Below are 24,295 nucleotides of genomic sequence, written 5' to 3'. Positions count from 1 at the left end.
CAACCTTACAAACTAAATCCTGGGAAATAAAATTGCTATTTTATTTTCTAAACAAAGCACCCAGCCAACCACCGATTTCCATAAACCAGGCAATACCTAAGTGTACTATCAGGCCACCCCAAACGCTGCCGGTATTATAACTTACAACGCCTAAAAGCAAGCCACCCCAAAAACTACTGATGGCTTCACCCATGGGTTTGCCCAGGTGAATAGTGCAATAAAAACAAGCTACAGGAATTATAGAATGGGTGCCACAAATTTTCAAGAGTGATAAAATTAAAAACCCACGAAAGAAAAATTCGATACTTACAAAATCAAAACCATAACACAACTCGTACACTACATAGCGCCATTTTTGATGACCCGTTTCTAACCAGGTTAAAAATTTAGCTTTGGGATACATGCTTAAAAAATCTTTTTGTGTACTGGCCAATGCTAATAACGGGATCATGATGAGCAGCATGATGAGATAAGGCTTAATATCATCCAAAGCTTTGGTCCCGTAAAAGGGTTGGGTATTTTTATCTTTTATAAACCAGATAATAAAAACAGGTACCAGTAATACCAATACACGAACCACCCAGTTGATACAACGCAACCAGAATTGCAATTCGTCACCCGTCCATATTTTGTTGATGATGGCTTCGTGAAAATCGAAATTTACACGAAAGGAAAAAAATGCCGGCGCCAGTATCAAAATAACCCAGAACCAGGGATGGTTGTAATACGTACAATCTTTAAAAAATAATAATTGTAAAAAAAAGGCTGTTGCAAAAGGAATAAAATATAACAGGTAATAACCTGCAAAGCCAGCCCATTTGGTTTTTGCATTGGCAGCATAACGTCGTTCTAAAAAATGCCAGTAGTTTACATAGATGAGGGTACCTACTAATAAAAGGATCAATAAAAAATACCAGAGGTTAAATTCTTTCTGATAAAATTCCCTGATGTATTTAAAAACCTGGTTCAAGATGCAATAGTATTTATAAAAATCCTCTGCCGATAATTTCAACAGAGGATATAGTATAATGAAGTTAGACTTTATTTATAAGCGTACCAAGTGTGCCTGTTGCATGCTGCGGCTTTACTTTGCGGTGTTTAATGTTTTCCAAAGTAAGTCTTTCAATTCCTGTAAACCCGATCTTGTTACCGATGAAATAAAAACATGTGGAATTTTTTTAGGTAGTTCTTTTGCAATAGCTGTTTTTAGTTCATCATCCAGCATATCGCTTTTGCTTATCGCAATTACAAAATCTTTCTGCAGCATTTCCGGATTGTATTCCTCCAGTTCATTATGCAGAATTTCAAATTCTTTTTTATGATCTGCACTATCAGCAGGAATTAAGAATAATAAAATAGAATTGCGTTCGATATGGCGCAGGAAACGATGGCCTAAGCCTTTTCCTTCGGCGGCACCTTCAATAATTCCCGGCAGATCGGCAATGCAAAAACTTTTGCCATCACGATATTCCACCATGCCTAATTGTGGCACTAAGGTGGTAAAAGCATAATCAGCAATTTTTGGTTTAGCAGCAGTAATACTGCTTAACAAAGTTGATTTACCGGCATTAGGAAAACCTACCAGACCAACATCGGCCAATACTTTTAGTTCTAAAACTTTCCAGCCTTCTTCTCCTGTTTCTCCTGGTTGTGCATATTCCGGTGACTGGTTGGTAGCAGTTTTAAAATTACTGTTGCCTAATCCGCCACGGCCGCCTTTGGCCAAAATAATTTCCTGGCCGTCTTCTAAAATTTCTGCCACCACAGCGTTGGTTTCTTCATCCCTGGCCACCGTGCCTAATGGCACTTCTATAATGATATCTTTACCAAAAGCACCGGTGCTGTTGTTTTTGCTGCCATTCTCCCCATCTTCTGCCAACACATTTTTAAAATAACGTAAGTGCAATAAGGTCCATAACTGGCTGTTGCCTTTTAAAATTACATGAGCGCCACGGCCGCCATCGCCACCATCGGGGCCACCCATTGCGGTAAGTTTATTACGCATAAAATGCTTACTGCCAGCGCCGCCATGCCCACTGCGGCAAAATATCCTTATCTGGTCTACAAAATTTGATTTTTCCATTCTGCCGCAAAGGTCTGTAAAATTTAAAGATTTAAGCAATTAAAGGCAGATATTATAAAACAGCAGTTTGGTATTACATTTGCAAATACACCATAAACACCACCATGAAAAAGATATTTGCCCTACTGATCGTTATTGTTATCTGTTCTTCTTTTCAAAAAAAGAAAGCCAAGGATACACTACCATCCTGCATAAAGAAAAAGATAGAAGCCTATGCAAAAATGGCGAAGCATGAACAGCCACAAAATGTGATTGAGTACGAATACAAAGGTAAAAAAGTGTATTATGTAACAATGCCTTGCTGCGATTTTTTTAACGAAGTATACGACAGCAGCTGTAATTTATTAGGCCATCCGGATGGCGGTTTTACCGGTAAAGGTGATGGTAAACTACCTGATTTTACTGCAGAAAAAAAGAAAGAAAAAATGGTGTGGCAGGCGCCGAAATAATTTTTTACATGGTCTGACGCCCTCGTCTGACCATGTAAAACTACTTACTTTGGTTCCAGGTTTTATAATCAGCAGCTTGTTGTGTATGCCCTTCCGGAATTTCTCTTAAAGGTTCGCAGGCTTTACAATTGTCGAACATATCTTTTGGTAATTGCTGGTACAATTTAGTGCCTTCAGTTTTCCAGTTGATCATTTCATCACTTACTGCTTTTATCTTTTTTGCCGGATTACCAACGATTACACTCCTGGCTTCAAACTGTTCGTCAGCTTTAATAAAACTTAAAGCACCCACAATGCATTCATCTCCTAAAACAACATTGTCCATTATTACAGCATTCATACCTACTAAACAATTCTTGCCGATAGTGGCACCATGTATTACTGCGCCATGGCCAATATGAGCGCCGGCTTTTAAAAGTACCGTTACACCAGGAAACATATGCACCGTACAATTCTCCTGCACGTTACAGCCATCTTCAATAATGATCTGTCCCCAATCGCCACGTAATGCTGCACCGGGGCCTATGTAACAATCTTTGCCAATGATCACATTGCCTGTAACAGCAGCCTGAGGATGAATGAAAGATGATTCATGAATCACCGGGATGAAATTTTTGAATTGATAGATCATAGCATTGGTTTTCCGGTTCTGTAACAGGTTCCTTTAAACATTGCCACCACATGCTCTTTCTGATTAGTGATAGTGATGTGGTAAAGTCCGGTTGATTTTCCATTGTGTAATTCTTTTGCTTCGGCAGTTAATACATCGCCAACATGAACTGGTTTTAAAAAATTGATAGCCGTATCTAATGCAACTGATAATACATTACGGTTGTTGCATGCAAACGCAAAAGCACTATCTCCTAAAGAAAATGCAACACCACCATGCACAATGCCAAAGCCATTGATCATTTCTTTTCTAACCGTCATTTGTATTTTACTGTAGCCTTCTTTTATGTCGATAACAGTAATACCTAGCCATTGCGAAAACAGATCGTTTTCCATCATGTGTGTAACAACTTGTTGCGGTGTATGCATAGTAATCAATAATTAATTAATCAATAATTTATTCGCCTTTAAATTCCGGCATCCTTTTTTCCAAAAAAGCATTAATGCCTTCTGTATAATCTGTTGTTAACGCAGCCTTTTGCTGGTATTCATCTTCCAGTAATAATTGTTCTTCCCATGAATTAGTAAAGGCATTATTTAAAGCATGTTTGGTATAGGCTAAACCTTTGGTAGGCATTTGTGAAAGTGTAACAGCAATTTTTTTACTTTCTGCTTCAAAAATATCATTGGCAAAAACTTTATAGATCATGCCCATTTTTTCTGCATCAGCGGCACTTAGTTTATCTCCGGTCATCATTAATGCGCTTGCTTTTTGCCAGCCAATTAAACGGGGCAAAGTAAAAGTGCCGCCGCTATCCGGTATCAGTCCTATTTTACTGAAAGCCTGTATAAAAGCTGCTGCTTCTGTAGCAACAACAACATCGCAACACAATGCAATGTTGGCACCTGCACCTGCGGCAACGCCATTTATTGCGCACACTACAGGTTTAGGCAAATTCCTGATGCGTTTTACAATGGGATTATAGTGCTCCGATAAAATTTGTTTTAATGCTATTTTATTTTCTCCCACCAGTTCGCTGATATCCTGGCCGGCGCAAAATGCTTTGCCTGCGCCGGTGATGTACACACAACGTATATCAGGTACGCTGGCACATTCATCTAAGTGCGCTTGTAGCAGCAATGCCATTTCCTGGTTAAAAGAATTAAATTTTTCGGGGCGGTTTAAAGTGATGTAAGCAATGTTATTTTTTATTTCAAACAGAACGGTATTCATATCAGGCAAATTTTTGTAATTAATAATTTACACTTCAAAACTTTTTACTTCGGTATGGTTCAGTAAAAAATTATTTACTGCATCATAATTTCTATCAGGTGAACTGATGCGGTATAAATAAACGGCATCGTTATCTTCCTTAACTGTTTTCATGCATCTGAATGTCATATCGTTGGAAGAAAAGAATAACTCAAATTCCTGTTTAAAATTTTTGCCCACCGCCACTGTTTTAATTCTGTAATCTTTTACCCGGTGCAACCTGTTGATGAATCTTTGCACCGGCTCTAAAACAAACAATGTGATCACTACTATTATTGATACCACAATTGCTAAGGGATAATTATGATACCCGATTGCCATGCCTAATGCAGCCGTAACCCAAATTAAGGCTGCGGTGGTTAATCCGTTTACAGAAATGCCTTCTTTAAAAATTACGCCGGCACCTATAAAACCAATACCGGTTACAATATTACTGGCAATCCTGTCTGAAGCATTACTTTCTTTAGAGATAATAGTGTACAGGCAGGAGCCAACACAAATAAGTATCATTGTTCTAAAGCCTGCAGGCTTGCTGCGGAATTCTCTTTCTAAACCAATGATGGCACCAATGATAAATGCTGCAGATACCTGTGCGGCTTCTTCAAAATAAATAGAGAGATCCATAATTATTGATTTAAGCTGTTACAAGGTCTGATGTCCCGTCTGACCTTGTAACAGGTGCTGTAAAAATAAGCGAACTCTTTTAATTCATTTCTGCGTTTTACGTCACACATGGTCAGACGGGACGTCAGACCATGTTAATGACACTTAAAATAATCAAACGGTTCTTTACAATCCTGGCATTGGTATAATGCTTTACAGGCGGTGCTGCCAAATTCGCTTAATAATTTTGTGTTGCTGCTATTGCATTGCGGACATTCAATAGTATCAGTGCCTTCAATAAAGGGTTCAGACTGCTTGAAGCGCCCCGACCCTTTTGGCGGCGCAATGCCATAAGCCTTTAATTTTTCTTTTCCTGCTTCACTCATCCAATCTGTTGTCCAGGCAGGTGAAAGTATTGAAGTGATTTTTATTGTACTGTAACCATTTTCAAGTAATGCCAGACGAATATTCATTGCAATCATATCCATGGCCGGGCAGCCGGTATATGTTGGTGTAATTATCACTTCAATTTCTTCTCCATTTATTTTTACATCTCTTACAATACCCAGATCCATTATGGTAAGCACAGGCACTTCAGGATCGCAAACGGTTTGCAGTACCTGCCATATCTTTTCCATTTCGCTGATCATTATTTTATTTTTTGTTGAAACAATACCACATACCTGAATCCGATACCACCATCTTGCGTGGCTGCTGTATAAAACTGGTGAACGCCGGGTTGTATATAAAACGCAGCGCTTTTCCAGCTGCCGCCCTGTACAATTTTTGTCCCTTTCATTTTCTTGAGAAAACTATCCGGTTGTACAGTTGAAATTATTGAAGCAGGGTTGGTATTTTTTATACTGTCTGTAAAGTGCTTCCATTTATCCGTTCCAGCTGCAAACATTTTTTTTAATTCATTATAACATTCATCACCATCAGTAGCGGTCCATTCAGCCACATTGCCTTTCATATTGTACAAGCCGTTGAAACCAGGTTGGTAGGCGTTTACCGGCATAGTATACACTTCGCCATCATCTCCCGGATTTTTGATGATATATCCATTGGAATCCATGATAGTAAAAAAATTACAATCGATACCATTTTTTCTATTAGCCTTGATAGGTTTGTTTAAATACCTGCGGTACTCATTTATTCCTATAACATCTCTGCTATGTAATGTTGTATCATTATCCGGTATACGGCCGGAAGTAGCTGCGGCTTCCCACTGGTATAAAGTTGGTAAAGAAACCACTACCTCAATATCTGCAACATGAGCAATGGCTTTTTGTATTTGCCGGGTTTTCCAATTGCAATAAGCCTGCGCCTGGTAAAAACTTACTCCGGTTACAGGGTAATTACTAAAAGCAGGATGGAAGTAACGATCGACAAACATGGGTTCATTATAAGAATAAGGGTAATCATTCTTCCATGCATCAATATCAGGCATTACCGGAATTTTAATCCACTTTTGGCCATCCTGGTAAGCATACACAAGATACTTTGGTAATAAGTGAATGATGCCATAGGTTTTTGTAAACATTGACTTAGTGCCTGGATAATCTGAATTAGCTATCTCAAGGCTTGCTTTTCCGATATCTATTTTTCTTGACCAGTCGATGCATAAAGTGCCTGGATTAATTTGTTTTTCATAACCAAGCAAATGCCTCAAAATTGAATCCTGAACATAATCCACAAACTGCCGGTATTGCCTATTGGTAACCTCGTAGGGAGAAATATAAAAACTATCAGTGGTGGCCTTTTCCGCAACATAAAAACTTATAGAATCACGGCCTTCGTATTCCTGTACAAAAAATGTTTTAGCCGGAATCAGTTTGATGGCTGCAAATTCTTCAGCCAGTAACTTATCAGTTTTGTGTATTGTTTTTTTTAGCGATTTTAAATTAGCATCAACCTGGGCTGATGACTGCAGGGATACAACAAGAAAGAGAAAGATAAAATAGTAAACGATATTTTTTTGTTTATGGCTTTTCATTACCATGTTGAATTTGGATATGCTCTTTGTACATATTGCAATTCTGCTAAGATATAACCTAAGTGTTCGGTATGTGTACCTTCTTTGCCGCCACTTTGCATAAATACTTTTTCAGGCAAAGGCAATGCAGCTTCGTCAAAAATGGCTTTTACCTTTTGCAACCAGTCTTCTTTTAATAAACCACAATCAAAACCTGTGTCTTCAGCTGCACATTGTAATTCATAGTTTGCGCTTACAAACATCTCACCTGTATACCGCCACAACTCATCAATGGCTGTAAGCATTCTTGTGCTGCTTTCTTCTGTACCATCACCCAGGCGTATTACCCATTCGCTGCTCCAGCGCAAATGATATTTTATTTCTTTCAGTGCTTTGGTGGTAATGGCAGCTAATTGTTCGTCTTTACTGTGCTGTAATTTTTCAAACAATAAATATTGATATTGGCTGAAGAGATATTGCCGTAAAATAGTTTGTCCCCAGTCGCCATTGGGTTGCTCTGCTAATAATAAATTTTTGAATGCTCTTTCTTTTCTCAGGTACGCCAATTTATCTTCATCAGTATCACCACCAATTAATGTAGCAGCATATTGGTAAAAATTTCTGGATTGCCCAATAAGATCCAATGAAATATTGGTGATAGCAATATCCTGTTCCAGTATTGGCCCATGTCCGCACCATTCCGCATTTCGTTGTGCAAGAATTAGTGTGGTATCTGCCAGATGAAGTATATAGTCAGCTAAGAAATTATTCATTATTTAATTATTCATTATTAAGTAATCCTACATGTGTCCTACTTCATCCGGTAAATCATAAAATGTAGGATGGCGGTAAATTTTATCGGCTGCAGGTTCATACAATTCACCAGCTTCCTCAGGGTTTGATGCAGTGACGTATTTGCTTTCCACCACCCAGATGCTTACACCTTCCTGCCTGCGTGTGTAAACATCCCTTGCATTTTCTATTGCCATGGCAGCATCTGCTGCATGAAGGCTGCCCACATGTTTATGATCTAAACCTTGTTTACTACGAATAAAAATTTCCCAAAGAGGCCAAGCCGTGTTATCATGCTCTGTTTTATAAAAATTGCCTGCTGCTTTTTCTTCAGGAATATCACCGTAATAGTATTTTGTTATTTTAATAGTCATCAGAATTATTGATTAATAATTATTAATTATTTCCGGATTTAGTGTCTTTTAAATATTTTATGTATCCATTAATTTGTTTTAAACATTCTTTATAATCCTTATTCACCTCAGTTAGAATTTCTTTTTCAATGAATTTTTCATCATAAGCAGTAATCATGTGTTCCATCGTTTCTGTCAGAGATCCTCTTGCTTGTCTGCAAAATTGAATATTTTCCTGGTAGTGAAATCTTCCAAAGCCTTCAGCGATGTTTGCCGTAACAGACCTGCTGGAATCTAATATTTGTGCTGTTAGATGAAAATTTTCATGTTTTGGAAAATGCTTTTTTGCTAATGCTGATACCTTTTTTCTAAAAGCCCTGCAAATTTTATACGCAGGTAAGTCATAAAAGTGATTGTAAGTAGCCATGAAATAATTAATAATTATTAATCAATAATTTTCATGCTGCTTTTTCTTTAAGGTTGTGAGCTTTTTTCTCCGCATACGCCATAGCAGCTTCTCTTACCCATTTACCCTCTTCATGTGCTTTACGTCTTGCTTCTAATCTTTGTTTATTACAAGGGCCGTTTCCTTTTACTACCGCCCAGAATTCATCCCAGTTGATCTCTCCAAAATCATAATGCTTTCTTTGTTCATTCCATTTTAATTTGTCGTCGGGTAATGTCATGCCCAGTACTTTTATTTGTTCGGCAATCATATCTACAAACTGCTGGCGCAATTCATCATTGGTCTTTCTTTTGATCTTCCATTTCATGCTTTGATCGCTATTGGTAGATTCTGCATCCTTTGGGCCAAACATCATTAACGAAGGCCACCACCACCTGTTGATCGCATCCTGGCACATGGCTTTTTGTTCATCCGTTCCCTGAGACAATACCAATAAAGATTCAAAACCCTGTCGCTGGTGAAAACTTTCTTCTTTACAAATACGTACCATCGCCCTTGCATAAGGGCCATAACTGGTGCGGCATAACATTACCTGGTTAAGTATTGCAGCGCCATCTACCAACCAGCCAACAGCGCCCATATCTGCCCAGGTTAAGGTGGGGTAATTAAAAATAGAAGAATATTTTGCTTTGCCACTGTTAAGGTCATTCACCATTTCATCACGGCTTATGCCAAGGGTTTCTGCGGCGCTGTATAAATACAAACCATGCCCGGCCTCGTCCTGCACTTTTGCAATTAAAATGGCCTTGCGTTTTAATGATGGCGCCCGGCTGATCCAGTTGCCTTCGGGCAGCATACCCACAATTTCGCTATGTGCATGCTGACTTATCTGGCGGATGTTGGTTTTACGATACGCCTCCGGCATCCAATCCTTGGGCTCAATCTTTATTTCCTGGTCAATTTTATCCTGGAATATTTTTTCGAAATCCTGTACTGCCATAATGAGGAATTTATGGCGTAAAAATAATACAAAAAACTAACGGTTGTTAGTTTGCAGGGTTGTTTTATATAACTATCTCTTAAACAAGCGCTTTTCCACCAGTTCCATCACATGGTCTTTATAATTTTTGCTTACGGGCAAAACAATACCAGGTAAAACCACTTCTTCGGGGGTAACAGATTTTATAGCATTTACGGCAACTAAATACGATCGGTGAATGCGGATGAAAAGATGAGCAGGCAATTGTTCTTCAATACCTTTAAAAGTTAAGTAAGCGATATATTTTTGCTGGGTTGTATGAATGATGATATAGTTAGCCATTCCTTCTACATAAATAATATCATTGATAAATATTTTTTCAATTTGCTGATTGCATTTAATAAAAAAATAATCTTCTTCCACGTTGTATCTGCTGCTTGCTTTTAAATCTATAAATTCTTTTGCCTTTAACGCTGATTTATAAAACCGGTTGAAGCTGATCGGTTTTAAAAGATAATCCAGTATATCCAGTTCATATCCTTCGATGGCATATTCGGAATAAGCCGTAGTAAAAATTACAGGGGGCAGTTGCGGATTGTTTTTTAAAAAATCGATGCCTGTCATTTTTGGCATCTGGATATCTAAGTATAAAAGATCTACCTTGTTTTGCATCAGGAATGTAGTAGCCTCAATGGGGCTTTTACACTCACCGGCAGCAACTAAAAAATCAATTTGTTTAATATGCTCCAGTAAACCTGTACGGGCAATAGGTTCATCATCTATTACGAGGCAGTTGATCATGATAATTGCAGGTTTAATATGGATTCAAAAATGATGTTTGTATTATGAACCGATAGATCTGCTTTGTTGGGATAAAGCAACTCCAGCCTGCGCTTTAAATTTTGTATACCCAATCCGCCGGATTGCAGCAGGTGTTCTACTTTTTCACTTTTATCATAGGTGTTGGTTGCCTTTACAATCAGCAGCTGTTCTTTTTTCTGGATATCAATATGTATTTTATTTTCTGCTGCATTTTTAAAATGTGAAATATGTTTAAAAGCATTCTCAACTAAAGTTAAAATCATAAAAGGAGCAATAGCAAAGCCTTCTAAACCATCTGTGGTATGCAATTGTATGTCGGTACCGGTTTCCAGCCGCTGGCTTTGCATGGCTACATAGCTTTCAATATAATCAATTTCTTTTTTTATTTCAATTTTATCGGTATTACAATCGTATAATTGGTAACGCAGCATTTCCGAAAATTTTTCTACTGAACTTCTTGCCTGTAAATTAGATTTATCAATCTGGAAATAAATAGTATTAAGAATATTAAAAAGAAAGTGAGGGTTAATCTGCGACCGTAAAAAATTCAACTCTGTTGTTATTTTTTCTTTTTCACTTTCATGCAAACGTTCCTCCAGCCCATACCTGTCGGCAATTATTTTTACACCACAACTGATGGAAATAAATATCAGGTTTACAAAAAGCTGTAAAAAAATAATCATCAGCATTACAAAAAGCGGCCTTATTACAGGTTTTCCGGTAAGGCTGTAATAAACAGTGGCGCTGATGAGATAAACCAACAATACATTAATAATGGTGAGATAAGATAGCCGCCAGATAAAACGACGTATTTTTTTCTGATACAAATACCGTGGTACCATTTTGGTAGCAGCATACCAGCTTAGCGGCAAAGAAAGCGTGGTACCTAAAAAAGTGCCCACCAGTTGAGGACCCACACTTACACTAACATCAAAATAGATGAGTAACATCACCATTGATACAAACAACCACAGCAATACAAAAGGCAGGTAATTGACAAATTTATTTTTATAAGAAACAGGCATAGTACTACAGGTTTTTATCAAAGCAAAGAAACGGCAAATACCAAAGCAAAGCATTTTCATTGGTGAAGAAAGGACTTCATTTCGTCAAGTAAAACAGTCAACTCATGTAAAGAGGTTCATAGCACGGGTCTTTGCTTTTATTTTTGACCTGGAACTTGTAATTGTATTCAGATTGGTTTAAGCCTTATTAACAATAAAAATAAATGACATGAAACTAAAAAACACCCTTAACCACTTACTTATTATTATAGTAACGGGTTTATCAATTGTAAGCTGCAAAAAAAGTAGTCACACAGATACACCTGCTAACGCCGGCAATTTCTGGCATGGCTATATCGGTGCCAGCAGCTCACAAGGACCGGGTAATGCCATTTTATTAAGGAATGATGGCACGATGAGGCAGTATGCTAATAATTATTATTCTGCCGGAACAACTATGGCAGCAAGTGATACAACAAGTGCTTTGATAAAACTTGACGGCACTTATGTAACCACTACAGGAAGTAGTACAATAGTTACTGCTACATGGTACCAGCCCAATAGTAGCCCTGCATTAACCTATACGCTTACTGGTACTGTTGCCGGTAATGCAATGACCGGCACTATTAAAAGTGCAGGCACGGGAATCAGTACAGTTGCAAATTTTACTTTTACTAATACACCCTGAAAATTTGAAAACACAATTTGAAATAAGGGCAAAAAAAGATATACCATTAAAAATTCTCTGCTGTTATGCGCTCTTTGTAATTGTAACAGGGGCATTGGATAGTGGTAATCAAAAAAGCAGTTTATTACCATCGTCAGCCAGTATGTTTATCAAACCAACCAATACAGCTGATTCAGTAACGGGTGCTGGTGTTAACACTGTGCCTGCTCATTCTTTTGGTGGCAATGCCGGTAATTGATCTTATTAGTAAATAACAGTGTTGCATAAGTTACAAGGAGCAGAATTTTAATTTATTAATTGGATAATATTTTATACCCAGTTATTCTTATGTGCCAGGCTGATGATTTGCGCTTTACTGTTTACATGTAGTTTTTGATACACATTGGCAATGTGCTTGCGTATTGTAAGTACGCTGATGTCCAGTATTGCGGCAATTCGTTTTGCATCAAGCCCGTTAATAGTATGGAGTAATATTTCTTTTTCCCTTTCGGTAACTAAAGCATCCAGCAGGTTGGGTTCGGCAGCTCTTGTTTCTGTTTGCAGTTGTGCCTTGCTCAGCATTTCAAGCGCTTTACGTGCAATAGCAGCACTCATAGGGGCGCCCCCGTTCTCCCTTACATTGGTGATGGCATTATGCAATGCAATAGCACTTTCATCTTTTAACAGGTAGCCATGTGCACCCGCCTTTATTGCTTCAAATATTTTATCATCATCATCAAATACGGTAAGTACAATAAAATAAATTTCGGGATATAATGCCCTTGCAATATTGATCGTTTGAACACCATCCATCTCCGGCATTTCCATGTCCATAAAAATAACCTGTGGCATTTTTTCCAGCGGCAGGCCTTTTAACTGTTCCAGGCAATCATTGCCATTGACTGCGGCAAAGCAAAAATCCAGGTCTTCAAATTGCTTTATCTTATCAGCTATACTGCTGCGGTTAACAGCTTTATCATCTACCAGTCCTATCCTTACAGGTTTATTCATTTCATGCTTCTTTTCAAAGTGTAAAGTCTTTTTTTTTAAAACAAATGGCAATACCTAATTTGTAGTATTACCATGCAATTCCAATACTGTACCCTGGTTTTTTGCAGAGCTTATCAGTAGCTCCATTCCTGTTTGTTTTGCTCTCGCTTTCATATTGCTCATGCCATTTCCTCCTGCAGCTATATCAGTGGCTATTCCTTTTCCGTTATCAGTGATGCTTATTAGTATACTTTCTTTGCTGTTAATGGTTACCGCTATCTGGGTGGCACCACTATGCTTTAATGCATTGTGTATGGCTTCCTGTATTATCCTGAAAATATTCAACGCATGCTGCGAACTCAGCCTTACATCGTTGCAAATTTCTTCTTTGATCTCTAATTGTATAGTATCATAAGTAGGCTGCAGTTTGTTGATATAATTTTTTATTCTGTCGCTTATGCCGGTGATAGTAATATTTTCTTTATTTAATACCCAGATGGTATCACGGAGCGAATTGATGATTTCCTGAGAATGTTGCTGCAGGTTGTTCAGGGCGTGGTTATTTTTTTCAAAACCGTTATTACTTATCTTTTCCACATCTGCCCTTATTGCCGATGCATAAGCACCAATATTATCATGCAGGTCGGTAGCTATCCGTTTACGTTCTTGTTCTTCTGCATCAATAATAGATTGTGCCGAGATACGTTTTTCCTCTGCCAATGCCAGTTCCATTTTAATATTTTGTTTACGATTGTAATTTTTAAAGCCAAGCCATACAATTACTATAGCCATAACAGCAAACAAGGCAGAGCCAAAAAGCCAGTAATTTTTTATAGTGAGGTTCAGTTTTTGTTCTACAATTGTTTTTTCTTTTTTCTGTGCCTCACTGCTAAACTGCATATCTGCCAGAAGCTTTGATGAGTTGATATTATTGAAGGAATCTTTCAGGGCAATGATCAATTCCAGGGTGGTACTGTATTCATTGATTTTTCCTGCGGCCTTATAATTTTCTGCCAGCGACCGGTAGATCATTAACAACTGCGATGATAAACCGCTTTGTTTGGCAAGCATTATTCCTTCCTTACATAATTCAATTCCTTTGGCGGCCTGGTTATTGGTGGCATAGTAACTGGCCAGGCTACTCATGTCGTATACGGTATAAAAAGGGTCGTTTAATTTTTTTCTTATTTCCACAGCTTCATGTAATGGCGCTTCGGCAAGATGAGTCTGTTTATTATCAATGAATATTTTAGCCTCCATATTTAAAGCTGTGGCTAAAAAGAGCAGGTTATTGTTCTCTCTTGCATCATTGATAGCAGTAGTAATGTACAGCGTGGCAGAATCTGCTTTACCCAATGCATTATAGGTAGAAGCGATATTGCTGTATAAAGCGCCATAGTTTTTGTAAAATTTTTTATCAGGAGAAGTGTATAGCGCTTTATATAACCATTGTAATGCTTCGTGGTATTGTTCCATTTCCATTTGTACCCAACCGATACCGGTTTTGGCCTGTATCAAAGTAAGTGTATCTTTCAACGATTCGGCAGTTTCCACTACTTCGTATAATTGTGTTAGTGCCTGTGTATAACGGTTACCCCTGTCCAGTATTTTTGATTTTAAGAAAAGTACATTGAGGTAAAAATCCTGGTGTTTTTTATTGTTTTGATAAAAAGGAATAATGCGGTCAACAATCGTCAAAGCACTGTCGATATAATTCTTACGAACATAATAGTTGGCCCTTACAACAGCAATCCTGTCCATATCAAATTTATTTTTTGATCTCGCCGTGAGCATTTCTCCAACTATTACATAAGGCAAAAGTGTATCCGGGTTAATGGTTTGCCCTGAAAGGGTTAGTATATGGTCCAGTTTTTCCTGGTCGCTTGCACTTTTACTAATGATCTGCCTTACGCTGTCAATAAATTTTGTTTGTGCAGGGGCATATGCGGCAAAGCACATCAAAAAAGCGGAAAGTAAAATACATGCAATTTCTTTTTTCATACTCCTGGCAGCTTTGTAGTATTACTTTGCAACAGCAATACAGTACCTTGATTTTTTGCTGATTCAATAGTTAATTCCATGTCTATTTCCTTTGCCCTTGTTTTCATATTGATCAGGCCATTGCCAACCGATCCGTTTGCCTGTTCCATTCCTTTTCCGTCATCGGTAACAGCTATCATAATATTGCTGTTGCTGCTGATGCTTACATCAATATTTCCTGCCCCGCTGTGTTTTAGTGCATTGTGTACCGCTTCCTGTATGATCCTGAAAATGTTTAATGCAATTTTAGAACTAAGCCTGGCATCCTTTTCTATTTTTTCGTGAAGTGAAATATGTGTTTGATTGTAAGTAGACTGCAGTTTACTGATATAGTTTTTTATCCTGTCGCTTAAACCGGTTACAGTAATATTATCTTTATTCAATACCCAGATGGTGTCCCGCAATGAGTTAATGATCTCCTGCGAATGTTGTTGCAGATTTTGCAATGAAATGGTATTATTGCTGAGGACGTTACCTGCAATTTTTTCTACATCGGCACATATGGCTGATGCATAAGCGCCTATATTATCATGCAGATCGGTAGCGATCCTTTTGCGTTCGTTCTCTTCTGCTGCGGCAACAGCCAGTGTTGAATGGTATTTTTCTTCCTTCATCAGCATTTCATTTTTTAATATTTGCTTTTTACGGTAAACAGTAAATAATGCATAAAATACAATGATGCTCAGCACTGCTATGGCCAACAATCCATATAACCAGTAATTTTTTTCTATTAATGCCAGCTTTTGGCCGGCGATAATATTATTATTCTTTTCGGTTTCGTATTTCGTCTGCATCTCGGCTAATGATAGTGCCGAGTTTTTTTGGTACACCGAATCTTTCAGGCTGATGATAGTTTGTAATACTTCTGCATACTTGTTCATGTTGCCCATAGCTTTGTAGTTATCGGCCAGGCTGCCATACAAGAAAAAAAGTTTGGTATCCAGTTTGTATTTTTTTGCAATAGCAATACCTTCTTCGCAAATGGCAATTCCTTTTTCGGGTTGGCCATAATGAGCATAATAAAAGCCCAGTTGCGACATATCAGAAGCGATATAAAAAGGATCTCCGATAGTTTTTCTTATTTCAACTACTTCTTTCAAAATGGGTTCTGATAACTTAGCTTGTCCAGATTTTACATACAACTCCGATTGTATAGCTAATGAATTGGATAAGGCAAATAAATTTTCATGCCTGCGAGAGTAGGTGATGCCTTTATCAATATAATAAAATGCGGAATCTGTTTTGCCTAATCCATTATAGTTTGTGGCAAGATTAGCAAAAAGAATAGCATATTTTTCTAACAGCAGTGTATCCGTTGTAGTGTGTAATGCTTTTAAATGCCAGGACAAAGCATCTTTTAATTGACCCATTTCAAGGTAAGCCCAGCCAATTAGTGTTTTACCCTTTACCTGTAACAGCACATCATTATTTTTTTCTGCAAGAGAAAAAGTCTGGTAGCCCATATCAATGGCTTCTTTATATTGATTCTTTCTTACATAGCACCGCCCTTTTTGATTATAGCAATTAGCTTCCAGTATGGCGTCGTTTACTTTTGTTGTAAGTGTAGCCAGGCATTTATTTAAAAGGCTTAGAGAAGAATCAATATAGCCTTTAGTTGTAAGCGCCCCACATTCATAATAGGTAGCCTGTAACTCATCATGTAAATTTTTTTCCTCTATAGTAATGGCTTTTGCTTTTTCTGCATACAGCATTAAAGTATCAGGGTGTAATGTATAACCTAGCTCACAAAAAGTAAAAATGGCTTTCACTTTTTCTGCATTGCTCTGCGCTGCCCGGATATTTTGTTTCAGGCCATCAATAATTTTTGTTTGTGCAGCAGCATACACTGCTGTAATAGTAAAAAACACAAAAAGAAATATCGTTCGGGTTTGTTTCATCAATGGCGGTTTAATAGTAGTACCAATTCTTTTTAAAAATAATCATTTAATTGTTGTGGTACAATCATTGTTTTACATGCCTACTACAAATTTGGTATTTGAGTTGTTTTATAAATAATGAAATTTTACATCAACTTCTAATATCCGCATTTACAATTACAGACAAATTTTACTTTATAAATTTTCAGGTATGAAAAGAACTTTATCAATCATGCTTATGGCATTGCTATTTGTTACAGCATCCAGGGCACAGGGCGTTTCAAAAATGTTTGGCTTGGTGGGTGGTTATCCGCAAAGTGATAACTCCTCCAATGGTTTTCTTTTTAGCACAGACAGCAGCGGGCAAAACTTCCAGTTGCAATATGCTTTTCCTGTAGCGGTTAATGGCGGCAATCCTGCCAACCTGGAGATGGTTCCTTACAATGGAAAATTATATGGCACCACCCGTATAGGCGGCACAGGCAACAATGGCACTTTGTTTGAGTATGATCCTGCCACAAATATTTACACTAAAAAATTTGATTTTGGTACCAATTTTAACTTATATGGTTACAACCCATTTGGCAGCCTTTTATTGTACAATAATAAATTCTATGGGCTTACTTATTTCGGTGGAGCAAGCGGTTACGGTACCATATTTGAGTGGGATCCTGCCACCAATGTGGTTACAAAAAAGTACGATTTTAATGGCACCACCGGCGGATATCCTCAAAACTCACTCAGGCTTATGAATGGTAAAATGTATGGAGGTACAACCGGTGGCGGCTCGGCAGGCTTAGGTGTTGTATTTGAGTGGGACCCTGCCACCAATGCCTATACCGACCTGCTGGACATGACAGGGCCAGGTGCAGGCAATGGCTGGGCATTTTACACCAACATAACTCCTTATAATAATAAACTTTACTGTGGAAGCTGGCGGGGTGCTGCCAACGATGCAGGAGCTTTATATGTAATAGATCCTGCTTTGCCCAATGGCTCAAATACCACTGTTATTAAAGTTTTTGGCGGTGCCAGCAGTGCTGATGGTACCAGTGTTAATAATAATGAAATGATTGTTTACAATAACAAATTATACGGAACACTTTATTACAATGGCGCTTTTGCGGGCGGCACATTATTTGAACTGAACCCCGTGGGTAACGTATTTACCAAACTGGTTGATTTTAATTATACATCCACTGGCGATAGCCCATTGGGAAAATTGGTTGCCAACGGATCTAAATTTTTGGGCATGTGCAGCCGTGGCGGCGCTGATGGCAAAGGCACCATTTATGAATGGGATCCGGCCAGTCCAAACACTGTTGTAAAAAAATATGATTTTGGTATCAGTAATTATGATAACCCCATAAACCCCGGAAGCACATTTACATTTTTTAATTCAAAATTTTATGCCACTACATATAGTGGTGGCTTTAACGATCAGGGTTGCCTGTTTGAGTATGACTATGCTGCCGGCACTGTAACAAAAAAACTGAATTTTAATACTGCCGAAAATGGCCGCATACCTTATGGCAGACCTACATTGCTTAACGGAAAAATTTATGGCACCTGTGCCACCGGCCCTCAACCAGATGCAGGTTGTATATGGGAGTACGATCCATCTACAACAGTATATTCCCGGAAACACAATTTTGATCTGCCCGGCTACGGCCCCAGCTATGGTCCTACATCCTCACCTGTTGCATACAATGGAAAACTATATGGAACCACAGGTGGCAGCTATGGTGTTTTTTATGAGTTTGATCCCGCCACGAATATTTATACAAAAAAAGATTTTCAACCTACCGGCAGCCTTTACCCTATTGGTGAACCTACGCTTTACAACAATAAGTTTTATGGTATGACGAGTGCAGGAGGAACAGGAAATTGGGGTACGGTTTACAGTTACGATCCTGCTACCGGCATATTAACCAACCTGTATTCTGTACAGAACTCAGGTAGCAACCAACCAACTGGCGGCTTTACTGTGTATAATAATAAACTGTATGGCGCAACTAATAGCGGCGGTGCCAATAATGTTGGTGGAATTATTATGTACGATCCTGCCACCAACACAGCCAGTACCCTGTTTAGCCTGAACGGAGCCGCAACAGGCACCACTATACAAAACACAATGACAGTTTACAACAATAAACTGTACGGAAATACTTTAGGTGGTGGAACATTGGGGGCAGGTATACTATTTCAGTTTGACCCTGCTACAAATGCCTATACAGCACTTTATAGCTATGATCCTTATGGCGATGGCGGTTATCCAACTGGTATATTAACTATAAATGGCAATAAACTTTATACTATTACAAGAGACGGTAACAATATTGTACGGGTGGTACAATTTGATCCCGCCACTAATACTGCAACTACCCGGTCTAGTTATACACCCGCCAGCTCTTATAATTTGCCTTTATACCATAATGCGCTTACAGTAGTGCCTGCGTTTATTGCTAATGGTATACCCGGCAGTTGCGAAACTTATCCAACAGTGGTAATTAACGGTTCTAATAATAATCAATGGGTGCCAATACTAAATACTGCAGGAGATGTGGTGGCAGAAATAAAAGCCAATGGTAATAACCTGGGTAATGTAAATGCATCTTCCTATATTAATAATACTGCTGTAAGAGAAGACCCTATTAAAAGATTATACATGGACAGGAACCTTACCATCACTGTTCAAAATCAACCTGCATCAAATGTTGATATCAGGCTTTATGTAAAGACATCAGAATTCCTGGCTTTAAAAAATGCTACAAATTCAATCGGCCAGCCATCAGGTATCAATACTATCAGTGATGTTGCGATATTTAAAAATGAACAAACCTGCAGCGGTACACTTACACAAAATGCGGCAAAGCTAACTACAGTAACCGGTGCTTATGAATATGGTTATGTGCTATCTGCAAGTATCAGTTCTTTCTCTACCTTCTTTTTTGCAAAAAATACATTTACAGCATTACCGCTTACTATTATAAATTTTGATGCGGTTAAACAAGAACAAAGTGTTAAACTGAACTGGGTAACTGAAAATGAAATTAATGTTGCCAATTTTGAAGTAGAAAAAAGTAGTAACGCCAGCGATTTTACTGCAATAGGAACTGTTGCTGCAAAAGGTAATATTGCTACAAATAATTATAGCATCAATGATAACCATCCTTTTGCAGGTGTAAATTATTATCGCTTAAAAGCTATAGATAAAAACAGCCAGTTTAAATACAGCGGAATTGTAAAAGTTGATTTTAGTAAGAAGTATACCATCAACATTTTGCCTAACCCTGCAAAAGATTATATAACCATAAACGGAGCTGATGCATTTAAACAAATCCAGGTGATAGATGTAACAGGCAAGGTGGTAAAACAAATGAACAAAGAAGCAACTAACCGCTATAATATATCAGGGCTTAACAAAGGCGTGTATGTTATAAAATTAATTAACCAGCAGGAAATTGTAACTAGTAAAATTGTAATAGAGTAAAAAAGGTGCTTCAATGTTTAATGTGCTGCTGCAATTGCAGCAGCACATTAAAACCCTTACCTGAATTATTTTGTATGCTTAAGAAGGATATACTGATCATTCTGATTTTAATGGCAATAATTATTTTTAGCTAACCCGGTAAAGACTGTAGGTTTTTTTTAAAGTGTAAGTCCCTGTTGCATTCTTGCAGCAGGGCTTTTTTATTAAAAACAGCGTTGGTTGCATAACAAAATACCCATTGCAGGGTACTGAATAAATTGTACTACCGGCTTATGTTTACAAAAATTTAAAACATGAAAGCAACGCTGTTAGTGTTATGCTTATTTAGCTGCACTTTTATAACCGCACAAAAAAACAATCCTGTTTATATTAAGGGAGATTTTGGATTAAGTAATGTAAAAACCAGTTCGGGTAAAGGTAGTATGCAGTTTGCATTAGGTATTGGTGTAGAAACTTATGTTGCTATTAAAAAAAGTTCAGACTTTGATTTGTCGTTGAATCCTGTGCTGTCGTATTTAAAAACCGGCTACGAACAAACTGGTGGGGGAAAGGTAATTGTAAACTATATTAACCTGGCCATGCCATTGGAATTTGTGGTAGATCCGCCCCGCTCTGGCGAAAGCATCGGTATAGCCTTTGGCGCAGGGCCTTTTGTTGGTTACGCAGTATCAGGTAAGTTTAATGTGTTATCCGGCGAACCGTATAAAAAAATGAGTTTTGGTAATGGCATTGCAGATAACAGAAAATCTATTGATGGTGGAATTACCTTAAAGTCATCTATCAGGCTGAGCAAAATAAATATGGGTATGCAGTATAATTGGGGATTAACTAACCTGGTTCCGCAAGACAGGATCAGCAACGGTTCTTACATTAAAAGCAGGAATTTTTTATTTTACTTATCCTTTGCAGTAGGAGGTAAAAAATAATTATTTACAGGGTTTTATTTGATGTCAAAATCAACCACTACTTTTCCTGTTGTGGGGTGGCTCTGGCAGGTGAGAATAAAACCCTGTTCTATTTCTTCCTGCTCCAGTCCCCAGTTTACATCCATTGCTACCTGGCCTTCCAATAATTTTGCTTTGCAGGTGCAGCATACACCACCTTTGCAGGCAAAGGGCAGGTCAGCACCTTGTTTTAATGCAGCATCTAAAATATTCTCGCCATTGAAACCAAGATCAAAATCAAAACTTCTGCCATCCAGTTTTACCGTTATTTTACTGGAAGGGCCGCTGCTCTTCATTGATGATTCATTATTCACCACTGACGAATTCTTTTGTCCTGGCGTGGTAAACAATTCAAAATGTATCTTCTTTTTATCAATACCCTGTTGCGCTAAAAAATCTTTCACACAAAAGATCATTTCTTCAGGGCCGCAAATGAAATACTCATCAATACCTTTATAATTTACCAGCTTATTTAATTGAATTAATTTCTGATCATCAATTCTTCCTGAATTTATTGGTGCATCTGTTCTTTCCCGGCTTAATATATTGATGAAATTAAAGCGCTGCAAAAATTTATTTTTTAACCCTTCCAGTTCTTCAAAAAAAATAATAGAAGAACGGCTGCGGTTGCCGAATATTAAAGTAAAATGGCTTTGTGGTTCGGTTTGCAAAGTAGTTTTAATAATAGAGAGTACCGGGGTAATACCACTGCCTGCAGCAAAGGCAACATACTGTTTCTTGTTTGCGGCGTGTAGTTTGGTGTTAAACTTTCCTGTTGGAGGTAACACTTCTATTTCATCACCTGCTTTTAAAATATCATTGGCATAGCAGGAAAATTTTCCACCATCAACTTTTTTTACGGCTACTTTCAATTCATTTTCAAAAGGTGCAGCACATATAGAATAAGAGCGGCGTACTTCTTCACCATCTATTATTTTTTTAAGGGTGATATTTTGTCCCTGTTCAAAAGCAAATGTTGCCTGCAGATCTTCCGGAACAGTAAATGCAATGGAAACACAATCAGGAGTTTCTTTTTTTACAGCCTTAATTTTTAATGTATGAAAGTGAACAGCCATAGAATTATTTTATGATGCCTTTTAATAAATGAGTTACCATATCATCCTGCAATACTTTGGTGCTGATATTTTTTTTGTGCCTTTGCCAAAATTCCAGGCCCCTTACGGCAGATAATAAGGTAAGTACTGCCACATAAGGATTAATGTTTTTTAACTCTTTGTTGCGGATGCCTTCCTCTAAGAGGCCTACCAAACGTTTTTCATAATTGCGCCGCTGGTGTAAAAAATTACTGAGAAAAGGCTCCTGCAAATGCTTCCACTCATGGTTGGCTACAAACACTTCATCAAATTCATCCAGCATCATGGTAATATGAAAACGAATGATCAGCTCAATCTTACCAATACTGCTGCAGGTTTTATTTTCAGTCTCCATCAGCTGTGTGGTAAATTCATTAGCCACTTTAAAGCAAATGGTTTGCAACAGTTCGCTTTTACTTCCAATATGATTGTACAGGCTCGGTGCTTCCACACCTACGGCTTCGGCCAGCTCCCTCATTGATGCCGCATTAAAGCCTTTCGTTCTGAAAAGAACAGATGCTTTAGTTATAATAACATCCTTTTTGCTGGCGTTTTTACCCGGCTTTATTTTAGCCATATTCCATTTTTTACAAAACTAACGCTTATTAGTTTTTGGATTTTATTTTTTATATATTTTCTGCAAGCAGAAAATACTAATTTTGCCGTGTAAATAACTCCGCCATGCAATTAAAAGCTGTAGATACTGTAGATAGTATATCTCCTGAAGATTTTAAAAAGAACTACTACAATACCATGAAGCCATTGGTTATTAAAAATCTCTCTAAGGAATGGCCGGCGTATAAAAAATGGACCTGGGATTATTTTATTGATATTGTAGGAGACAAGGAAGTGGGCGTATACAATAATATTAAAAGCGATGCTTATACCCCCATTAATACAGCTGATGCTTACATGAAATTTGGCGATTACCTTAAAAAAGTAAAAGAAGGGCCATTGGATCTGCGTATTTTCTTATTCAACATTTTCCAGCATGCACCACAGGTAGTTAAGGATTTTACATGGCCTGAAAACCTGATGAAGGGCTTTGTAAAAAAATACCCCATGCTTTTTGTAGGCGGGCAAGGCTCTGTTACACATATTCACTTCGACATTGATATGAGCCATATACTGCACACGCAGTTTATCGGCCGCAAAAAGGTGTTATTATTCCCTTTTGAAGAACAATATAAACTATACCGTAAACCCTGGGAAGTACTCAGCCTGGCCAATTTTGCCAATTATAGCCAGGATTTTGACTATGAAAACTTTCCGGCCGTGAGGCTGGCAAAAGGATATGAAGTGATCCTGGAACATGGCGATACCTTATTTATGCCAGCCGGGTATTGGCACCATATGGAATATTTAGATGGCGGTTTTGCTATGAGCCTCAGGGCTTTACAAAATAGCGTAGGTGGCAAATTAACCGGCCTGTGGAAACTTTTTGGTATGAGAAATATTGATACCCTCATGAAAAAAACTGCCCCAAAATGGTGGTACAACCGTAAGCGCCGCAAACTGTATCAACTGGCTGAACAGGAATTAAAAGTTGCAGAAAAAATTTAATAAAATAAATTACTTTACTCCAAAAAAAACATTACTTTTACATCCTGCTGGTTATTTAATCCACTCCAATCTTATTTAAAGCTCTCAGGGAATTGGTATTTTACAAGACCCCGTTATTATCCAATTACATTTTCTATTATCCCCAATAAGCTAACTTTTTAACAGAGTTAATTTAATATATTATATATACCTTTTTTTCTTGTGGTTTCAGAGGTAAGCAAGGCCGGAGATTTTTATCTCTGGCCATTTTTTTACAACAGCGTGTAACCTGAAGAGAGG

General features: G+C 37.9%; 25 protein-coding genes. 6 read left to right on the top strand and 19 right to left on the bottom strand.

What is annotated here, in order from left to right:
- Positions 1-40: 40 nt before the first annotated feature.
- Both ACQ334_RS10710 and obgE read right to left on the bottom strand, forming a co-directional pair.
- Positions 41-970 carry a CPBP family intramembrane glutamic endopeptidase gene (locus ACQ334_RS10710; RefSeq protein ID WP_430988201.1) on the bottom strand — a complete coding sequence of 310 codons (930 nt, stop codon included), beginning with the start codon at positions 968-970 and terminating at the stop codon, positions 41-43.
- 114 nt (positions 971-1,084) lie between these two features.
- Positions 1,085-2,083 carry a GTPase ObgE gene (gene obgE / locus ACQ334_RS10705; RefSeq protein ID WP_430988200.1) on the bottom strand — a complete coding sequence of 333 codons (999 nt, stop codon included), beginning with the start codon at positions 2,081-2,083 and terminating at the stop codon, positions 1,085-1,087.
- 104 nt (positions 2,084-2,187) lie between these two features.
- On the opposite strand from obgE, the gene ACQ334_RS10700 reads away from it, so the two are divergent.
- Positions 2,188-2,532 (top strand): DUF6970 domain-containing protein, encoded by a 345-nt coding sequence (locus ACQ334_RS10700; protein ID WP_430988199.1) that lies wholly within the window; start codon positions 2,188-2,190, stop codon positions 2,530-2,532.
- A gap of 40 nt (positions 2,533-2,572) precedes the next feature.
- Here ACQ334_RS10700 and ACQ334_RS10695 read toward each other — a convergent pair whose 3' ends face one another.
- The 12 genes from ACQ334_RS10695 to ACQ334_RS10640 all read right to left on the bottom strand — a co-directional run bounded on the left by ACQ334_RS10695 (position 2,573) and on the right by ACQ334_RS10640 (position 11,369).
- A complete protein-coding gene (locus ACQ334_RS10695; RefSeq protein WP_430988198.1) occupies positions 2,573-3,163 on the bottom strand; it encodes a transferase hexapeptide repeat family protein in 591 nt (196 codons plus the stop codon).
- Positions 3,160-3,570, bottom strand: a complete 411-nt coding sequence (gene paaI, locus ACQ334_RS10690) for a hydroxyphenylacetyl-CoA thioesterase PaaI (protein ID WP_430988197.1) — start codon at positions 3,568-3,570, stop codon at positions 3,160-3,162. Before paaI ends, ACQ334_RS10695 begins: the two co-directional genes overlap by 4 nt.
- A gap of 28 nt (positions 3,571-3,598) precedes the next feature.
- Complete coding sequence (locus tag ACQ334_RS10685) at positions 3,599-4,375, bottom strand: enoyl-CoA hydratase-related protein (RefSeq protein ID WP_430988196.1); 777 nt, start codon at positions 4,373-4,375, stop codon at positions 3,599-3,601.
- A gap of 27 nt (positions 4,376-4,402) precedes the next feature.
- Positions 4,403-5,038 carry an MgtC/SapB family protein gene (locus tag ACQ334_RS10680; protein WP_430988195.1) on the bottom strand — a complete coding sequence of 212 codons (636 nt, stop codon included), beginning with the start codon at positions 5,036-5,038 and terminating at the stop codon, positions 4,403-4,405.
- Between the two features lie 134 nt (positions 5,039-5,172).
- Complete coding sequence (gene paaD / locus ACQ334_RS10675) at positions 5,173-5,667, bottom strand: 1,2-phenylacetyl-CoA epoxidase subunit PaaD (RefSeq protein ID WP_430988194.1); 495 nt, start codon at positions 5,665-5,667, stop codon at positions 5,173-5,175.
- Complete coding sequence (locus tag ACQ334_RS10670; RefSeq protein ID WP_430988193.1) at positions 5,667-7,013, bottom strand: SUMF1/EgtB/PvdO family nonheme iron enzyme; 1,347 nt, start codon at positions 7,011-7,013, stop codon at positions 5,667-5,669. Before ACQ334_RS10670 ends, paaD begins: the two co-directional genes overlap by 1 nt.
- Positions 7,013-7,765 (bottom strand): 1,2-phenylacetyl-CoA epoxidase subunit PaaC, encoded by a 753-nt coding sequence (gene paaC, locus ACQ334_RS10665; RefSeq protein ID WP_430988192.1) that lies wholly within the window; start codon positions 7,763-7,765, stop codon positions 7,013-7,015. The genes ACQ334_RS10670 and paaC overlap by 1 nt, the downstream gene beginning before the upstream one ends.
- A gap of 27 nt (positions 7,766-7,792) precedes the next feature.
- On the bottom strand, positions 7,793-8,158 hold the full coding sequence (paaB, locus tag ACQ334_RS10660; RefSeq protein WP_430988191.1) for a 1,2-phenylacetyl-CoA epoxidase subunit PaaB: 366 nt from the start codon (positions 8,156-8,158) through the stop codon (positions 7,793-7,795).
- Positions 8,159-8,180: 22 nt separating this feature from the next.
- Positions 8,181-8,564, bottom strand: a complete 384-nt coding sequence (locus ACQ334_RS10655) for a four helix bundle protein (protein ID WP_430988190.1) — start codon at positions 8,562-8,564, stop codon at positions 8,181-8,183.
- A gap of 31 nt (positions 8,565-8,595) precedes the next feature.
- Positions 8,596-9,543, bottom strand: coding sequence for a 1,2-phenylacetyl-CoA epoxidase subunit PaaA (gene paaA, locus ACQ334_RS10650; RefSeq protein ID WP_430988189.1), 948 nt, complete (start codon positions 9,541-9,543; stop codon positions 8,596-8,598).
- A gap of 72 nt (positions 9,544-9,615) precedes the next feature.
- Positions 9,616-10,323 (bottom strand): LytR/AlgR family response regulator transcription factor, encoded by a 708-nt coding sequence (locus ACQ334_RS10645; RefSeq protein WP_430988188.1) that lies wholly within the window; start codon positions 10,321-10,323, stop codon positions 9,616-9,618.
- Positions 10,320-11,369 carry a sensor histidine kinase gene (locus tag ACQ334_RS10640; RefSeq protein WP_430988187.1) on the bottom strand — a complete coding sequence of 350 codons (1,050 nt, stop codon included), beginning with the start codon at positions 11,367-11,369 and terminating at the stop codon, positions 10,320-10,322. The genes ACQ334_RS10645 and ACQ334_RS10640 overlap by 4 nt, the downstream gene beginning before the upstream one ends.
- 208 nt (positions 11,370-11,577) lie before the next feature.
- On the opposite strand from ACQ334_RS10640, the gene ACQ334_RS10635 reads away from it, so the two are divergent.
- Together ACQ334_RS10635 and ACQ334_RS10630 are read left to right on the top strand one after the other, a co-directional pair.
- The gene (locus ACQ334_RS10635) at positions 11,578-12,036 is read left to right on the top strand and encodes a hypothetical protein (RefSeq protein ID WP_430988186.1); all 459 of its coding nucleotides are present in this window, start codon (positions 11,578-11,580) and stop codon (positions 12,034-12,036) included.
- Between the two features lie 4 nt (positions 12,037-12,040).
- Entirely contained in the window at positions 12,041-12,274 is a 234-nt protein-coding gene (locus ACQ334_RS10630) for a hypothetical protein (RefSeq protein WP_430988185.1), read from the top strand.
- 71 nt (positions 12,275-12,345) lie between these two features.
- Here the strand turns inward: ACQ334_RS10630 and ACQ334_RS10625 are convergent, their stop codons facing one another.
- Genes ACQ334_RS10625 through ACQ334_RS10615 form a run of 3 tightly spaced genes read right to left on the bottom strand, consistent with a single transcriptional unit; the run spans position 12,346 to position 16,943 of the window.
- On the bottom strand, positions 12,346-13,026 hold the full coding sequence (locus ACQ334_RS10625) for a response regulator (RefSeq protein ID WP_430988184.1): 681 nt from the start codon (positions 13,024-13,026) through the stop codon (positions 12,346-12,348).
- Between the two features lie 54 nt (positions 13,027-13,080).
- Positions 13,081-15,006: an ATP-binding protein gene (locus ACQ334_RS10620; protein WP_430988183.1), complete on the bottom strand. Its 1,926-nt coding sequence runs from the start codon at positions 15,004-15,006 to the stop codon at positions 13,081-13,083.
- A complete protein-coding gene (locus ACQ334_RS10615; RefSeq protein WP_430988182.1) occupies positions 15,003-16,943 on the bottom strand; it encodes a tetratricopeptide repeat-containing sensor histidine kinase in 1,941 nt (646 codons plus the stop codon). The genes ACQ334_RS10620 and ACQ334_RS10615 overlap by 4 nt, the downstream gene beginning before the upstream one ends.
- A gap of 190 nt (positions 16,944-17,133) precedes the next feature.
- On the opposite strand from ACQ334_RS10615, the gene ACQ334_RS10610 reads away from it, so the two are divergent.
- Positions 17,134-20,415 carry a choice-of-anchor tandem repeat GloVer-containing protein gene (locus tag ACQ334_RS10610; protein ID WP_430988181.1) on the top strand — a complete coding sequence of 1,094 codons (3,282 nt, stop codon included), beginning with the start codon at positions 17,134-17,136 and terminating at the stop codon, positions 20,413-20,415.
- A gap of 293 nt (positions 20,416-20,708) precedes the next feature.
- On the top strand, positions 20,709-21,341 hold the full coding sequence (locus tag ACQ334_RS10605) for a hypothetical protein (RefSeq protein ID WP_430988180.1): 633 nt from the start codon (positions 20,709-20,711) through the stop codon (positions 21,339-21,341).
- A gap of 14 nt (positions 21,342-21,355) precedes the next feature.
- Here the strand turns inward: ACQ334_RS10605 and paaE are convergent, their stop codons facing one another.
- On the bottom strand, positions 21,356-22,435 hold the full coding sequence (gene paaE, locus ACQ334_RS10600; RefSeq protein ID WP_430988179.1) for a 1,2-phenylacetyl-CoA epoxidase subunit PaaE: 1,080 nt from the start codon (positions 22,433-22,435) through the stop codon (positions 21,356-21,358).
- A 4-nt stretch (positions 22,436-22,439) separates the two neighbouring features.
- Entirely contained in the window at positions 22,440-23,030 is a 591-nt protein-coding gene (locus tag ACQ334_RS10595) for a TetR/AcrR family transcriptional regulator (RefSeq protein ID WP_430988178.1), read from the bottom strand.
- A 104-nt stretch (positions 23,031-23,134) separates the two neighbouring features.
- On the opposite strand from ACQ334_RS10595, the gene ACQ334_RS10590 reads away from it, so the two are divergent.
- Positions 23,135-24,016 (top strand): cupin-like domain-containing protein, encoded by an 882-nt coding sequence (locus ACQ334_RS10590; RefSeq protein ID WP_430988177.1) that lies wholly within the window; start codon positions 23,135-23,137, stop codon positions 24,014-24,016.
- Positions 24,017-24,295 lie beyond the last annotated feature (279 nt).

The organism is Ferruginibacter sp. SUN106 (assembly GCF_050611765.1).
GTDB lineage: Bacteria > Bacteroidota > Bacteroidia > Chitinophagales > Chitinophagaceae > Ferruginibacter.
This window is presented reverse-complemented; position numbering and strand designations above follow the sequence as displayed.